This window comes from Phenylobacterium terrae, assembly GCF_042681205.1.
In the GTDB taxonomy this organism is placed as follows: Bacteria; Pseudomonadota; Alphaproteobacteria; order Caulobacterales; family Caulobacteraceae; genus Phenylobacterium; species Phenylobacterium terrae.
Genome location: NZ_JBHUEY010000001.1, coordinates 2,334,505 through 2,348,594 on the forward strand (window position 1 = coordinate 2,334,505; position 14,090 = coordinate 2,348,594).

General features: G+C 72.7%; 13 protein-coding genes. 5 read left to right on the top strand and 8 right to left on the bottom strand.

Annotated elements, in window-relative coordinates:
- Positions 1–57: 57 nt before the first annotated feature.
- The 3 genes from smc to ACFSC0_RS11705 all read right to left on the bottom strand — a co-directional run bounded on the left by smc (position 58) and on the right by ACFSC0_RS11705 (position 4,985).
- The gene (gene smc, locus ACFSC0_RS11695) at positions 58–3,501 is read right to left on the bottom strand and encodes a chromosome segregation protein SMC (RefSeq protein ID WP_377282752.1); all 3,444 of its coding nucleotides are present in this window, start codon (positions 3,499–3,501) and stop codon (positions 58–60) included.
- A gap of 19 nt (positions 3,502–3,520) precedes the next feature.
- The gene (locus tag ACFSC0_RS11700) at positions 3,521–4,150 is read right to left on the bottom strand and encodes a DsbA family protein (RefSeq protein WP_377282751.1); all 630 of its coding nucleotides are present in this window, start codon (positions 4,148–4,150) and stop codon (positions 3,521–3,523) included.
- 286 nt (positions 4,151–4,436) lie between these two features.
- Complete coding sequence (locus ACFSC0_RS11705) at positions 4,437–4,985, bottom strand: DUF721 domain-containing protein (RefSeq protein WP_377282750.1); 549 nt, start codon at positions 4,983–4,985, stop codon at positions 4,437–4,439.
- A 99-nt stretch (positions 4,986–5,084) separates the two neighbouring features.
- Here ACFSC0_RS11705 and mutY point away from each other — a divergent pair, with 99 nt between their 5' ends.
- Positions 5,085–6,128 carry an A/G-specific adenine glycosylase gene (gene mutY / locus ACFSC0_RS11710; protein WP_377282749.1) on the top strand — a complete coding sequence of 348 codons (1,044 nt, stop codon included), beginning with the start codon at positions 5,085–5,087 and terminating at the stop codon, positions 6,126–6,128.
- Between the two features lie 132 nt (positions 6,129–6,260).
- On the opposite strand, the gene ACFSC0_RS11715 is transcribed toward mutY, so the two are convergent.
- The gene (locus tag ACFSC0_RS11715; RefSeq protein ID WP_377282748.1) at positions 6,261–7,340 is read right to left on the bottom strand and encodes a site-specific DNA-methyltransferase; all 1,080 of its coding nucleotides are present in this window, start codon (positions 7,338–7,340) and stop codon (positions 6,261–6,263) included.
- 170 nt (positions 7,341–7,510) lie between these two features.
- Here ACFSC0_RS11715 and ACFSC0_RS11720 point away from each other — a divergent pair, with 170 nt between their 5' ends.
- Positions 7,511–8,323: an acyl-CoA thioesterase gene (locus ACFSC0_RS11720; protein WP_377282747.1), complete on the top strand. Its 813-nt coding sequence runs from the start codon at positions 7,511–7,513 to the stop codon at positions 8,321–8,323.
- Between the two features lie 134 nt (positions 8,324–8,457).
- Here ACFSC0_RS11720 and ACFSC0_RS11725 read toward each other — a convergent pair whose 3' ends face one another.
- The 3 genes from ACFSC0_RS11725 to ACFSC0_RS11735 all read right to left on the bottom strand — a co-directional run bounded on the left by ACFSC0_RS11725 (position 8,458) and on the right by ACFSC0_RS11735 (position 11,009).
- A complete protein-coding gene (locus tag ACFSC0_RS11725) occupies positions 8,458–9,525 on the bottom strand; it encodes a DUF2332 domain-containing protein (protein WP_377282746.1) in 1,068 nt (355 codons plus the stop codon).
- A gap of 243 nt (positions 9,526–9,768) precedes the next feature.
- Positions 9,769–10,425 carry a ribonuclease HII gene (locus tag ACFSC0_RS11730; RefSeq protein WP_377282745.1) on the bottom strand — a complete coding sequence of 219 codons (657 nt, stop codon included), beginning with the start codon at positions 10,423–10,425 and terminating at the stop codon, positions 9,769–9,771.
- On the bottom strand, positions 10,425–11,009 hold the full coding sequence (locus tag ACFSC0_RS11735; protein ID WP_377282744.1) for a DNA-3-methyladenine glycosylase I: 585 nt from the start codon (positions 11,007–11,009) through the stop codon (positions 10,425–10,427). Before ACFSC0_RS11735 ends, ACFSC0_RS11730 begins: the two co-directional genes overlap by 1 nt.
- Before the next feature lie 45 nt (positions 11,010–11,054).
- Between ACFSC0_RS11735 and ybaK the strand changes: the two genes are divergently transcribed.
- Positions 11,055–11,528 carry a Cys-tRNA(Pro) deacylase gene (ybaK, locus tag ACFSC0_RS11740; RefSeq protein WP_377282743.1) on the top strand — a complete coding sequence of 158 codons (474 nt, stop codon included), beginning with the start codon at positions 11,055–11,057 and terminating at the stop codon, positions 11,526–11,528.
- Positions 11,529–11,855: 327 nt separating this feature from the next.
- Complete coding sequence (locus ACFSC0_RS11745) at positions 11,856–12,212, top strand: TFIIB-type zinc ribbon-containing protein (protein WP_377282742.1); 357 nt, start codon at positions 11,856–11,858, stop codon at positions 12,210–12,212.
- Between the two features lie 9 nt (positions 12,213–12,221).
- On the opposite strand, the gene greA is transcribed toward ACFSC0_RS11745, so the two are convergent.
- Positions 12,222–12,701 (bottom strand): transcription elongation factor GreA, encoded by a 480-nt coding sequence (greA, locus tag ACFSC0_RS11750; protein ID WP_377282741.1) that lies wholly within the window; start codon positions 12,699–12,701, stop codon positions 12,222–12,224.
- Positions 12,702–12,802: 101 nt separating this feature from the next.
- On the opposite strand from greA, the gene ACFSC0_RS11755 reads away from it, so the two are divergent.
- Positions 12,803–14,044, top strand: coding sequence for a cation:proton antiporter (locus ACFSC0_RS11755; RefSeq protein ID WP_377282740.1), 1,242 nt, complete (start codon positions 12,803–12,805; stop codon positions 14,042–14,044).
- Positions 14,045–14,090: the final 46 nt, after the last annotated feature.

Consider the following 14,090-nt stretch of genomic DNA (forward strand, 5'->3'; position numbering starts at 1 on the left):
GCTGCGCCGGCTCGCCCCTCACCCAACCCTCTCCCCGCTGCGCGGGGAGAGGTCTGATTACTCCGCCGCCAGGGCCTCGGCCTGGCGCAGGTCCACCGAGACCAGCTGGGAGACGCCCCGCTCGGCCATGGTGACGCCGAACAGGCGGTCCATGCGGGCCATGGTCACCGGGTTGTGGGTGATGGCCACGAAGCGGGTCTGGGTGCGGCTGCGCATCTCGTCCAGCAGGTTGCAGAACCGGTCGACGTTGGAGTCGTCGAGGGGGGCGTCCACCTCGTCGAGCACGCAGATGGGGGCCGGCTGGGCGAGGAAGACGGCGAAGATCAGCGCCATCGCGGTCAGCGCCTGCTCGCCGCCGCTCATCAGGCTCATGGTCGAGAGCCGCTTGCCGGGCGGGCAGGCGTAGATCTCGAGGCCCGCCTCCAGCGGATCGTCGGATTCCACCAGCCGCAGCTCGGCCTGGCCGCCCTGGAACAGCGCCGAGAACAGCGCCTTGAAGTGCTCGTTGATGACGTCGAAGGCCGCCAGCAGCCGCTCGCGGCCCTCGCCGTTCAGCTCGTCGATGCCCTGGCGCAGGCGGGCGATGGCGCCGGTCAGATCGCTGCGCTCCGAGTGCATCGTCTCGATGCGCGTGGCGAGCTCGGCGGCCTCCTCCTCGGCGCGCAGGTTGACCGGACCGATCGCCTCGCGCTGGCGCTCCAGGTTGAAGAGGTGGCTTTCCATGCCGCTGGCGTCGGCCGGGATGGCGACGGCGTCTTCGGACAGCTTCTGGGCCAGGGCCTCGGGCTCCAGGCCGGCGGTCTCGCGCAGCTGGGCGTCGACTTCCGTCAGCCGCTCCTGGGCCGCTTCCAGCCGGGCGGTGAGCGAGGCCCGGCGCTCGCGGGCTTCGGAAGCGGCGGTCTCGGCGGCGCGGACGGCGCGGTCGGCCTCGGTCCGCTCGGCCTCGGCGGCCTGCAGGGCGTCGCCCGCCTGGGCGCGGCGGGCCTCGGCGGCGGTGAATTCCGCCAGCAGCTTCTCGCGGCGGGCTTCGAGCCGGGCGGGCGCCTCGCTGGAGGCGTCGATCTCGGCCTGGACCTTGGCGCGCCCGGCCATCAGGTCTTCCAGGCGGGCGGCGGCGGCCTTCGCCCGGCGGGCCCAGTCGTCGCGGTCCTTGGTCAGGGTCTCCAGCCGGCGGACGCGCTGGGTCTTCTCACGGACCTCCACGTCGAGGGCCATGCGGGCCTGGGCGGCGGCCTCGCGCGCGGGACCGGCGGCCTCGCGGGCGGCGGCGAGCTCGGCCTTGAGCGTCTCGGAGCCGTCCTGATCGCCGGCCTCGGCGAGCACGGCGGCCAGGGCGGCCTCGGTCTCGGCCAGCTCGGCCTCGAAGCGGCGGATGACGTCGTCGAGCGAGGCGGCGTGGGCCTCGCGGCGGGCCGCCTCGCGGTCCAGCTTCTCCACCGCCTGGCGGGCGTCGGCCACGGCGCGCTCGGCCTGCGGCGGCTGGCGGCGCAAGGTCTGGAGCTCGGCCTCGAGCGCCTGGAGGCGGGCGGCGGCGGCCTTGGCCGCCTCGGCCTGCGCCTTGGCGTCGGGCTCCAGCGCCTCGATCTGGATCTCCAGTTCGGCGAGCCGGTTCTTCTGCTCCAGCTTCACCGCCGCGGGCTTCTTGGCCTCGGCGCGGACCGTGAAGCCGTCCCAGCGCCAGAGGTCGCCTTCCTTGGAGACGATCCGGCCGCCCGGCGGCAGCAGGGGCTGGAGCCGATCCCCGTCGGCCTTGTCCACCAGGGCGGTGAAGGCCAGGCGGGCGGCGAGGGCGGGCGGCGCCTCGACCAGCGGCGCCAGCGGCTGGGCGCCCGCGGGCCAGGCGGGCGCCGCGGCGTCGCGGCCGCCCCAGAAGGCCGGCGCGGAGGCATCCAGCGCCGCGTCGAGGTCATCGCCCAGGGCGGCCGCCAGCGCGGCCTCGTAGCCGCGGCCGGGACGGACCTTCTCCAGCGCGGTGGCGTAGCCGCCCTTGCGCTGCGGCGCGACGAGCTGGGCCAGGGCGCGGGCCTCGGCGGTCAGCCGGCCGAGCTGGTCCTCCAGCTTGCGGGCGGCTTCTCGGGCGGCGTTGGCGTCCTGGCTCGCCTGCTGGCGGGCGGTCTCGGCCGCCTCAAGGGCGGCGCGGGCGGCCGCGAGGCCGGCTTCGGCCTTGGCGAAGGCCTCGCGTGCGGCGGTGAGCTGCGGCTCGTTCTGCGGGGCGAGGGCGGCGCGTTCGCTTCTGGCCTGGTCGAGCGCCCTGCGGGTGCGGGCGACCCGGCCCTGGGCTTCGTCGACCCGCGCGGCGGCCGCCCGGCGGCGGGCCTCCTCGGCCGCGAGCTGTGAGGCGAGGCGTTCCACCGTCGCATCCGCCTCGGCCCGGGCCGCCTCGGCCTCGCGCAGGGCGGCCTCCAGCTCGGGGACCTTCTCGGGCGCGGCGGCGACGGCGGCCTCGACCGAGGCCAGGTCGTCGGCGAGGCGGGCGAGGGCGGCCTCGGCGTCGTCGATGATCTGGGTCTCACGGGCGCGGTCGGCGTCGATTCGGGAAAGCTCGCCGGCCAGCCGCTCGCGCTCGGCGGCGACCTGCTCCTCCTCCCGCTCGAGCCGATCCTTGTCGATGGCCAGCTTGCCGAGGACGGCGGCGGCGACGGCTTCGGCCTCGCGCAGGGGCGCCAGCGCCCGCTCGGCGTCGGCGGCGCGGGTGGTGGCGCCGGCGGCCGCGCGAGCGGTGGCCTCCACCTCGCCGGCCGCCTCACGGAGCTCTCCACCGATCCGCTCGACGGCGGCCTTGGCCTCCGACCAGCGGGCGAACAGCAAGGCGCCTTGCAGGGCGCGGATCTCGGCCGAGATCTTCTTGTAGCGCTCAGCCTGGCGGGCCTCCCGCCGCAGCTTGTTCAGCGACGACTCCAGCTCGCCCAGCACGTCCTGCAGGCGGTTGAGGTTGGCCTCGGCGGCCTTCAGGCGCAGCTCGGCCTCATGCCGGCGCGAGTGCAGGCCGGAGACGCCGGCCGCCTCCTCGAGGATCAGCCGCCGGTTCTGCGGCTTGGCCCCGATCAGCTCGGAGATCTGGCCCTGGCGGACCAGCGCCGGCGAGTTGGAGCCGGTGGAGGCGTCGGCGAACAGCAGCTGGACGTCGCGGGCCCGGACCTCGCGGCCGTTGATCCGGTAGGTCGAGCCCTCGCCCCGGTCGATCCGCCGGACGACCTCGAGCACCGGATGTTCGTTGAACGCCGCCGGCGCGCGCCGGTCGGAGTTGTCGATGGTCAGCGCGACTTCCGCGTGGTTGCGCGAGGGCCGGTTTCCGCTGCCGGCGAAGATCACCTCGTCCATCCCGCCGGCCCGCATGGCCTTGGCGGAGTTGGCGCCCATAACCCAGCGGAGCGCCTCCAGAAGGTTCGACTTGCCGCAACCGTTGGGCCCGACGATGCCGGTGACGCCCGGCTCGATGCGGAACTCCGTCGGATCGACGAAGGACTTGAACCCGGAGAGGCGCAGCCGCTGGAAGTGCACTCGGCCCCCTTCGCGCGTCCTACTTCGAGGCGGCGGCGATCGCCGCGTCGAGCTCGGCCATGGTCATCGCCCCTTCCTTCGCCTTCTTGCCGTTGATCACGAAGGTCGGGGTGAACTGGATGTCGGCTTCCTTGGCGGACTTCTCGACGCGCGCGTTCAGCGCCTGCAGCGCCTCGCGGTCGCCGACGCACTTGTCGAACTGCTCCTCGGTCATGCCGGCCGACTTGGCCACTCGCAGCAGGGATTCGCGTGGCCCGCTGGTCCCCCACTCCGACTGGCTGTGGAAGACCGCGGAGATGACGTCGAAGTACTTGTCCTTGCCGGCGCAGCGGGCCAGCAGCGAGCCGGCGGCGGCCACGGCGGCCGGCGGGGTGAGGAATTCCTTGAAGGTGTAGTGGACCTTGCCGGTGTCGACGTACTTCTTCTTGAACTCGGGGAAGACCTCGTTGTGGAAGGCGGCGCAGTGCGGGCAGGTCAGCGAGGCGTACTCGACGACCTTCACCGGCGCGTTGGGGTCGCCCAGCGTCATGTCCCCGCTGACGGCCGTCCCCGCGGCGCCGCCCGCCCCGTTGGCCTGGCCGCAGCCGGAGAGGGCGAGCGCGAAGCTGGCGGCGGCGATGGCGAGAGTGCGACGGGTAAGGTGCGGCATGGCGAGGCTCTGCAGTCCTGAATGAATGATTAAAGCGCGATTCCCTGCGCGCGGCCCCATTGGCCAGGTTGCCGCAGGAAAGGCGGTTGGGTGCGCGAGTCAACACCGGGCCGCGCCGCACCTCTTTCATCCCCTGCGAGCGCCCACCCCACCCCCGCTCATCCCGGCGAAGGCCGGGACCCAGATCCAAGACGAAAGAGGTGGCTGGATGAACGCGGAGCCAGATGGGAGGCGAATCTGCGCCCGCCATTCTGGGTCCCGGCCTCCGCCGGGATGAGCGGCAATTTTATCCCTTCCGCAGGATGTTGCGGCCCAGCTCCTCAAGCGCCGCCTTAAGCGGGCCGTCGGGGGCATCGGCGAGGCTGCGCTTCAGTTCGGCCTCACGGGCGGCGTCGAGCGGGGCGGGGCGGCGGACCTGCGGGCGGGGCGCGGCGGCCGCGGCGGCGGCCGGGCGGAGCGGGCCCTGGACGATGCGCAGCCGGCCGATGGCGCCGGATCCCAGGAACAGGTTCACGCGTGAGACGATCTCGGCGGCCTGGTGCTGGATCAGCGCCGCGGCAGGGCCGTCGACGCGGATCTCCAGGGTCGAGGGCTGGCCTTGGCGGCCCTTGATCACCTTCACCGGCTCGGTGCGGCGGGCGATCTGTTCGCCGACGATCTCGCGCCATCGGGCCTGCAGCGCCTGCGGGCCCTGGCCGAACCTGGCGTCGAGCGCCTTCAGGGTCGAGGCCAGCATCCGCCCGGCCGGCGGCGGCGGTCGCCGCGCCGGGCGCGTCCGCTTGGTGGCCAGGATCATGATGGCGTCCTCTCGCGAGGGCAGGCTGCGCCGGGACATGAGGCCATCATAGCGCGAACCGGCGCGGCGAAGGCGAGGGGCTTTCGCCGCACCTTGCGGTGGTGGCGCTCCCGGGGCGCTCGGCGGTAAGCAGGAGCCGTGGACGCCGCCGCCCTCAGATCCGCCCTGCTCGCCTGGTACGACGTCCAGGCGCGGACCCTGCCCTGGCGGGTGGGTCCGCACGAGCGCGCCCCCGGCGTGAAGCCCGACCCCTACCGGGTCTGGCTCTCGGAGGTGATGCTGCAGCAGACGACGGTCCCCCACGCTGCGCCCTACTTCCTGGAGTTCACCCACCGCTGGCCGACGGTCAGCGACCTGGCCGCCGCGCCCGACGCCGAGGTGATGGCCGCCTGGGCGGGCCTCGGCTACTACGCGAGAGCCCGCAACCTGCTGGCCTGCGCCCGGGCCGTGGCGGCCGAGCACGGCGGGGTCTTTCCGGACACCGAGGCCGGGTTGCTCGCCCTGCCGGGCGTCGGCCCCTACACCGCCGCGGCGGTGGCGGCGATCGCCTTCGACCGGCCCGCCAACGTCGTCGACGGCAACGTCGAGCGGGTGACGGCGCGGCTGTTCGCGGTCGAGGAGCCGCTGCCCGCCGCCAAGCCGCAGCTGAAGGCGCTGGCCGGCGGCCTGGTGCGCGACGGGCGCCCCGGCGACTGGGCCCAGGCGCTGATGGACCTCGGCGCGGTGATCTGCAAACCGAAGACGCCGCTGTGCGAGCGCTGTCCGGTCGCGGCCCATTGCGCGGCGCTGAGGACCGGCGCGCCGGAGGCCTATCCCCGCCGCTCGGCCAAGGCCCGGCGGCCGCACCGCTACGGGATCGCCTATGTCCTGACCCGGGGCGAGGAGGTGGCCCTGGTCCGCCGCCCGCCAGAGGGGCTGTTGGGCGGCATGCTGGCCCTGCCGACGAGCGACTGGCGCGAAGCGCCCTGGAGCCTCGCCGAGGCGCTGGCCGCCGCGCCGGCGCCGGCGGACTGGCGCGAGGTCGGCGAGGTGGAGCACGGTTTCACCCATTTCACCCTGTCGCTGCGGCTGCTGCGGGCCGAAGGGGAGGGCGAGCTGGCCTTCCACCCGCGCGCGGCCCTGCAAGGGCTGCCCAGCGTGTTCCTCAAGGCGGCTCGCGCCGGGCTGAACGGGCTGATCTGAGCGGGCGGCTGCCCCCTCCACCACGCTTCGCGTGGTCCCCCTCCCCCAAAGGGGGAGGAGAGGAACTCCGGCGCCGCATCGATTCTCCTCCCCCCTTGGGGGAGGGGGACCGCCGAAGGCGGTGGAGGGGGCCTACGCCGGCATCTGCGAGCGCACCTTGGCCCGCAGAACGTCGATGGGGGCCAGGCCCTTGTCGGACTTGAAGTGCCAGTAGGTCCAGCCATTGCAGGCGGGCGCAGACTGCACCATGGCGCCGACCTTGTGGATCGAGCCGGTCAGGTCGCCGGAGGCCAGGGAGCCGTCGGGGCGCACCTTGGCGGCGAGCTTGCCCTTCGGGCAGTAGAGCACGTCGCCCGGGCGCAGCAGCCCGGCCTCGACCACGGCGCCGAACGGGACGCGGGGTTCGGCGCGCTTGGAGCCGGTGACCTCCAGGTCCTTCTCAGCGATCGGGGTGACGCGGGCGATGCGGGTCTTGGCGAGCTCGACATAGGCGGGGTCGCGCTCCAGGCCGATGAACCGGCGGCCCAGCTTCTTGGCGGCCGCGCCCGTGGTGCCGGTGCCGAAGAAGGGGTCGAGGATCACGTCGCCGGGCTTGGTGGACGCCAGGATCACCCGGTGCAGCAGGGCCTCCGGCTTCTGGGTCGGGTGAGCCTTGGAGCCGGTCTCGTCCTTCAGCCGCTCTTCGCCGGTGCACAGCGGCAGCGTCCAGTCCGAGCGCATCTGCAGCTCGTCGTTGGCCATCTTCATGGCGTCGTAGTTGAAGGTGTAGCGGCGCGCGCCCTTGCCCTTGGCGGCCCAGATCAGGGTTTCGTGGGCGTTGGTGAACCGGGTGCCCTTGAAGTTCGGCATCGGGTTCGACTTGCGCCAGATGATGTCGTTCAGCAGCCAGAAGCCCAGGTCCTGCAGCGCCGTGCCGACCCGGAAGATGTTGTGGTAGCTGCCGATCACCCACAGCGTGCCCTCGTCCTTCAGCACCCGGCGGCACTCGAAGAGCCAGGCGCGGGTGAAGGCGTCGTAGGCGGCGAAGCTTTCGAACTGGTCCCAGTCGTCGTCGACCGCGTCGACCTTGGAGTTGTCGGGCCGCAGCAGGTCGCCGCCGAGCTGCAGGTTGTAGGGCGGGTCGGCGAACACCAGGTCCACGGACTTGGCCGGAAGCTTCTTCAGCTCCTCGATGCAATCGCCGCAGATGATGCTGTCCGCAGGAAGAGCCATGGCCGCACCCGGTTAAGGAAAAAACTGACCGCGGAATCCTGCCGCCGTTAAGGTTGAATGGTCACGAACAAACGTGGTGAACGGGGTGTTAAGCGCCGCCGTGGCGCCCGGATTGGGCGTCCTTATCTCGCACTTGCGAAAACCTGCGGCTTAGGCTTTGAGCGGCCGCGATGAGCGATCTCTTCTTCGACCTGCGCGCGACGCACAATCCGCACCGCTGGTACATGCCGCTGAGCCCCGCCGTGTGCGTCGGCCCGCCCGGCAACCTGTTCATGTTCGGCGGGGTCGGCATGGCCTCGGCCATCGCGGCCATGGAACGGACCTGCGAGCGGCCGGTGATCTGGGCCACGGCCCAGTACCTGTCCTACGCCCGCCCGCCGAGCGTGGTGGACCTGGACGTCTGGGTGCCGGCTGAGGGCAAGTACAACAGCCAGGCCCGGGTCATCGGGCACGTGGACGACAAGGAGATCTTCACGGTCAACGCGGCCCTGGGATCGCGGCCCAGCGAGCTGTCGCGCCAGTGGCTGGCGATGCCCGACGGGCCGGGGCCGGACGACTGCGAGCCCTCCGAGCACTGGCGTGGCGACGACGAGGGCCTGCACAGCCGCATCGAGGTGCGGGTCGCCAAGGGCAGCTTCGGCAAGGGCGCGGCGCCCGAGGCGGACGGCCGCTCGCTCCTGTGGATGCGGCCCAAGGAGGGTCACGCCATCGACGCGCCGATGCTGGCGATCATGGCCGACCACGTGCCCTCCGGCGTCGGCGCGGCGCTGGGGGCCAACGCCGGCGGCAATAGCCTCGACAACACCATCCGCATCCGCCGGATCGTGCCCACCGAGTGGGTGCTCTGCGACATCCGCATCCACGGCCTGCACGGCGGCTTCGCCCACGGCTCGATGTACATGTTCGCCCAGGACGGCGAGCTGATGGCCTCCGCCAGCCAGTCGCTGATCCTGCGCATGCGCGAGAGCCGGGGCGACAGGTAAACACCACCCGTCATCCCGGACGGCCCGCAGGGCCGATCCGGGACCCAGCTACGGCGCTTGGGGCCCCTGGGTCCCGGCTCTCCAGCCCGCGAGGCGGGCTTGCGGCCGGGATGACGGTGGGGGGCGGACGAGGATCAGCCCGTCCACTCGACCCAGGCGCCGTGGGGGTGCGCCCGCGCCAGCCGGCGGTCCTCGCCGCCCGGCCAGTGGGTGAGGCGCAGTTCGATGTGGGCGAGCTCGCCGGGCGGAGGCTCCATCCGCAGCCAGGCGAAGGGGGCGTCGGCCGTGGCCGTCCGCCCGAGCGTGTCGATCAGCGCCGCGAGCCGGGCGCGGGAGAGCTCGGGCAGGTACTGCCAGAAGATCGAATGATAGAGCACCGTGGCGGCGCCCCGCCGGGGCTCGGCGCGCCCGGCCGGCCACTCAGCCGCGTCGGCGGCCTCGACGCGGACGCCGCGCGACAGCGCCAGGTCGATGGCGGCGCGGGCGGCGGCCAGGCGCTGGAACTGGTCCGGCCAGATAAAGGCGAGCAGCCGGCGGCGCTGTTCGGGGTCGGTCAGATCCACGGGACGGCGGTCGCAGGCGGCGCGCTCCAGAACCTGGACCGGCGCATCGAGCGGGGGCGGCGGGCCTCGCCATTCGGCGGCGAGCCGGACGGGCGAGTCCTCCGGCCCCCACGCGTGCTCGCCCAGCGAATAACGGAAGCCGTCCCAGTTGAGGTTGAGTCCGGCGCTGGCGCCCAATTCAAAGCCGCGCAGCGGCAGCCCCGTCGCCTGCGCGATGGTCAGGAAGCCCGGCAGCAGCACCGCCGAGCGGCGCACCTCATTGGTCTGCGGCTCGTGTCCGAGGAAGGCTTCGAAGCGGCCGCGCCGGGCGGCCATCGCGGCCCGGGCGATGCGCCAGGCGGCCTGCGGGTCGCCGTCGCGATCCGGCGCCGGGTAGGCGGCGGCGAGCTCCGGCGCCTCGCCGCTCAGCGCCAGATCGTGGCAGGCGCCCAGCAGGCGCAGCGTGACGGCCGCCTCGCCGATCTCGTGCGCGCTCAGTCCGGCCCAGGGCCGCAGCAGCCCCTCGAGCCCGTCGCCCCGGCCCATCGCCTCCGCCGCGGCCGTCGCCAGCGCCGCGTTGAACGGCGAGCCCAGCCGCTCGCAGAAGCCGGCCTGGACCTCGAAGGCGGAGATCAGGGCCGGGGAGATCGAGGCGTCCATGGCCAAGCCATCGCCGCCCTGGGAGCCAACGGCAATCTTGATTCAGCGGATCAATCCGCGCCTCTCCTCTCCCCAAGGGCTTCGCGTCGGGGAGAGGAGGGGACTAATCGCCGGCGAGGCCGGCATTCAGAACACGAAGACCACAAAGACCACGAAGATCACGAAGGCGCCGGCGCGTGCTCAGCCTCTTCGTGTCCTTCGTGGTCTTCGTGTTCTTTGTGTCTAGCTGGCTGCGCCAGCCGCTCAGAGCGGCAGTTCGTCCTGCAGGGCGTCGTCGAAGGCCAGCAGTGGGTCCTTGCCCATGAGGGCGAGTTTGACCGGGCCCCAGGTCAGGCGGTGGATCTCGCAGGGGCCGAGGTCGAGCAGGGCGCGGGCGTGGATCGGGGCGCGGTAGCCCTTGTGCGAGGCGAAGCCGTAGCCGGGGTAGCGGGCGTCCATCTCCACCATCAGCCGGTCGCGGGCGACCTTGGCCAGGATCGAGGCCGCGGCGATCGACTTGGACTTGCCGTCCCCGCCGACGACGGTCTTCACGTCGCACGGCAGCTTGAAGCGGTAGTTGCCGTCCACCAGGGCGAACACCGGCTGCACCGCCATCGCCTCGATGGCACGGCACATGGCCAGGCCGGTGGCGTGCAGGATGTTCAGCGAGGCGATCTCCTCCACCGAGGCGAAGCCGACGCCCCACGCGACCGCCTTGGCCTTGATCTCGACCTCGAGGGCCTCGCGGGTCTTGGCGTTGAGCTTCTTGGAGTCGTCCAGACCCTTGGGGACCCGGCGGGGGTCGAGGATCACCGCGCCGGCGCAGACCGGGCCGGCCCACGGCCCGCGGCCCGCCTCGTCGACCCCGCAGACCGGGGCCGGGCAGGCCTTCTCGAGCAGCATGGTGGGGCCCTTGGGCATCAGCCGCTCATAGCCGCCACTTCGGCGTGCCGGAAGCAGGGTGTGACATGATCGTTCACCATGCCGGTCGCCTGCATGAAGGCGTAGACGATCACCGGGCCGGTGAACTTGAAGCCCTTGGCCTTGAGCGCCTTGGACATTTCCACGGCCAGCGGCGTCTGGGCCGGCACCTGCGACACGTTCTCCCAGGCGTTCTGGATCGGCCTCCCGCCGGTGAAGCCCCACAGGAACTGCGAGAAGTCCTCGCCCTTGTCGCGCATGTCGAGGAATCGCCGGGCGCCGTCGATCGCCGCGTCGATCTTGGCGTTGGAACGCACGATGCCGGCGTCGGCCATCAGCCGCGCCCTGTCCGCCTCGCCGTAGCGGGCGACCTTCTCCGGGTCGAAGCCGTCGAAGGCGGCGCGGAAGGCCTCGCGCTTCCTCAGGATGGTGATCCAGGCCAGCCCCGCCTGGAAGCCGTCCAGCACCAGCTTCTCCCACAGGGCTCGCGAGTCGTACTCGGGCACGCCCCACTCGGTGTCGTGATAGGCGAGGTAGAGCGGGTCCTGGCCGGGCCAGGGGCAGCGGTGGGGGTGCTCGTGCATGCGCCGATGGTGGCGGGGCGCGGCGAGCTTGGCTAGAGCCGGGGGATGGCCAAGACCACGCCCGCCACCCGCGCCCTCGACGCCGCCAAGGTCGCCTATCGCCTCGCGACCTACGACTACGACCCGGACGCCCCGCGGGTGGGGCTGCAGGCGGCCGAGAGCCTGGGCGTTCCGGCCGAGCGGGTGCTGAAGACCCTGATGGCCGAGGTGGACGGCAAGCCGGTCTGCGCCGTGCTGGCCTCCGACAGGGAGGTGGCGATGAAACGACTGGCGGCGGCGGTCGGCGGCAAGTCGGCGGCGATGATGAAGCCCGCCGACGCCGAGCGGATCACCGGCTACCGGGTCGGCGGCGTCTCGCCGTTCGGCCAGAAGCGGAAGAGCCCGGTGGTGGTGGACGCGGCCGCCCTGGCCCACGAGAAGGTGTTCGTCAACGGCGGCCAGCGGGGCCTGCAGGCCGAGCTGTCGCCCAAGGACCTGGTGGCGGCGCTGGGCGCGACGGTGGCCGAGATCGCGGGGTAGGGGCCGAGCGCCCCCTCCACCGCCTTCGGCGGTCCCCCTCCCCCGCAGTCTTCGCTGCGGGGGAGGAGAATGACGCGTCAGCTCCTCCCCCGACGCGCAGACGACGGGGGAGGTGGATCGGCGCGAAGCGACGAGACGGAAGGGGCGCACCCGACGCGGGGTTGTCCACCGCGGCGCGCCGGCCCATGTTCGAGGCTTGCGGACCGGGCCCCTCTGGCGGCGGCCGACCTTCGGCCACGTGATGTCGGCCCGCAGAACTTCGGAACATCACCTGCGGGCCGGGGGCTTGAAGCCTCGTGCCCTGCAACGCGAAGGAGGTCCCCTGCGATGCCCCTGCTCATGTGCCCCAACGACAACGCCGCGATGAACACCGTCGAGCGTTCGGGCGTGCACTTCGACATGTGCCCCACCTGCCGCGGCGTGTGGCTCGACCGCGGCGAGCTCGAGAAGCTGATGGAGGCGGCCCGGAGCGAGGGCGCGGCGCAGGCGCCGAGCCAGGGCGGCGTCGCCTACCGCCCCGCCAGCTATCCGCCGGGCGCCGTGGGCGGTCATCCGGGCGAGCGCGGCGAGTGGGGCGAACGCGGGGAGCGCGGCGAACGCGGCGAGTGGGGCGAGCGCGGAGAACGCGGCGAGCGCGGCCACTACGGCCACAAGCGGCGCAGCATCTTCGACATTTTCGACTGAGCCTTGGGTTCAGCGGACGGCGACGATCTCCACCTCGGCGCCGTTCACCAGGGCGGTGTCGCCGACGGCCTTGCCCATGAGGGCGCGGGCCAGCGGCGAGACGTAGGAGACGCTGCCCTTGGCGGGGTCGGCCTCGTCCTCGCCGACGATGCGGAAGGCCTGGCGCCGGCCGTCCTCGCGCTCGAACTCGACCGTGCGGCCGAACTGGACGAGGTCGGGATCGCCGGTGGGCTCGGTGAGCTGGGCGGTGGCCCGGCGGGCGGACCAGTAGCGCAGGTCCCGCGTCGCACGCGCCATCGCCGTGCGGTCGGCGCTGACGTCGCCCTGGGCCTGGGCGGCGGCGTAGGCCGTGCGGGCGGCCGCCAGCTCTGCCTCGATCTGGGCGAGGCCCGAGGCCGTGACCAGGTTCGGATGCGGCGAGATCGGACGGTCCGGCAGGTCGGCGGCCTGGGCCTCGTAGTCCTCTTCGCGGGTGAAGGCGACGCTCATCGACTTCATCTGGGGAGGCGGATCGCCGGGCGAAAGACCCCGCGAGCGACCGCCGTGCACCCCAGGAATGAACCCGCAGGCCCGGCGCGCGTAAGCATCGCGTGTTCGAGTTCTCCAGCTATCACGTGCTGCTCGCCGCGCTGGGGGTGGCGATCATCCTGGCCTATTGGCTGCCGCGGTTCGTCTCGGCCCGCGAGCCCACCGCCTCGGCCCTGTTGATCGGCCTGGGCTGGCTGATCTTCGGCTGGATCCCCGGCATGCCGGAGGCCATCAGCCCCATCGACTCGCCCAAGCCGTGGGAGGTGGTCAGCGAGCTCTGCGTCATCATGGGCCTGTTCGGCGTCGGATTGCGCATCGACCGGCTGGTCGGCCTGGCCGGCTTCGGTCCGACCATCCGCATGCTGGCCATCGCCATGCCCCTGACCATCATCGGGGTGGCGCTGCTGGGCTGGGCGGCGGCGGGACTGACGCTGGGCGGCGCCCTGCTGCTGGCCTCGGTGCTCTCGCCGACCGACCCGGTGCTGGCCGGCGACGTGCAGGTGGGGCGGCCCACCGAGGGCGGCGAGCATCCGGTGCGCCTGACGCTCACCACCGAAGCCGGGCTCAACGACGGCCTGGCCTTTCCCTTCGTCCACCTCAGCCTGGCCGTCGCGGCGGCGTCCGTGGTCACGCCCGAGCTCATCGGCGAGTGGGCCTGGCGCGACGTTCTCTATCGCGTGGCGGTCGGCGTGGCCGGCGGCGTCGGGGTGGGCTGGCTGCTCGGCAAGGTGCTGTTCGACTTCCCGCGCGAGAACGCCCTGGCCAAGACCCAGGCCGGCGTCTTCGCCCTGGCCGGGGTGTTCGTCGCCTACGGCGCCACCGAGCTGGCCGAGGGCTACGGCTTCATCGCCGCCTTCGTGTCCGGCCTGACGGTGCGCCGCAGCGAGTCCCACCACGAGTTCCACGTCCGGCTTCACGACTTCTCGGAGACCATCGAGCACGCCCTGACGGCCATGCTGCTGATCGGTCTCGGCGCGGCGATGCCGGCGCTGCTGAGCCACCTCGACCTGCGCGGTGCGCTCGTCGGGCTCGGGCTCATCTTCATCGTGCGGCCGCTCTCGGGCTGGCTTTCGCTGCTTTGGTCGAAGATGCGGCGGCGGGAGCGGCTGGTGGTGGCCGTCTACGGCGTGCGCGGCGTCGGGACCGTCTACTACCTCAGCTACGCCGGCAGCCACATGGAACTGGTCAACGAGGCCGAGCTCTGGGCCATCGCCGCCTTCACCGTCCTGGTCTCGACGGTGCTTCACGGCTTCTCCGCCGCCGTCGCGGTGGAGCGGGCCACCGGCGAAGAGCAGGGCGGCTGATACTTAAGTGATCGCTTGACTAACCACCGAGGTGGCGATACTTAAG

Excerpts from the sequence above, each read along its gene's own strand:
- ACFSC0_RS11700 (WP_377282751.1), bottom strand. The coding sequence starts at position 4,150 with ATGCCGCACCTTACCCGTCGCACTCTCGCCATCGCCGCCGCCAGCTTC.
- ACFSC0_RS11705 (WP_377282750.1), bottom strand. The coding sequence starts at position 4,985 with ATGTCCCGGCGCAGCCTGCCCTCGCGAGAGGACGCCATCATGATCCTG.
- ACFSC0_RS11715 (WP_377282748.1), bottom strand. The coding sequence starts at position 7,340 with ATGGCTCTTCCTGCGGACAGCATCATCTGCGGCGATTGCATCGAGGAG.
- ACFSC0_RS11720 (WP_377282747.1), top strand. The coding sequence starts at position 7,511 with ATGAGCGATCTCTTCTTCGACCTGCGCGCGACGCACAATCCGCACCGC.
- ACFSC0_RS11725 (WP_377282746.1), bottom strand. The coding sequence starts at position 9,525 with ATGGACGCCTCGATCTCCCCGGCCCTGATCTCCGCCTTCGAGGTCCAG.
- ACFSC0_RS11730 (WP_377282745.1), bottom strand. The coding sequence starts at position 10,425 with ATGCCCAAGGGCCCCACCATGCTGCTCGAGAAGGCCTGCCCGGCCCCG.
- ACFSC0_RS11735 (WP_377282744.1), bottom strand. The coding sequence starts at position 11,009 with ATGCACGAGCACCCCCACCGCTGCCCCTGGCCCGGCCAGGACCCGCTC.
- ybaK (WP_377282743.1), top strand. The coding sequence starts at position 11,055 with ATGGCCAAGACCACGCCCGCCACCCGCGCCCTCGACGCCGCCAAGGTC.
- ACFSC0_RS11745 (WP_377282742.1), top strand. The coding sequence starts at position 11,856 with ATGCCCCTGCTCATGTGCCCCAACGACAACGCCGCGATGAACACCGTC.
- greA (WP_377282741.1), bottom strand. The coding sequence starts at position 12,701 with ATGAGCGTCGCCTTCACCCGCGAAGAGGACTACGAGGCCCAGGCCGCC.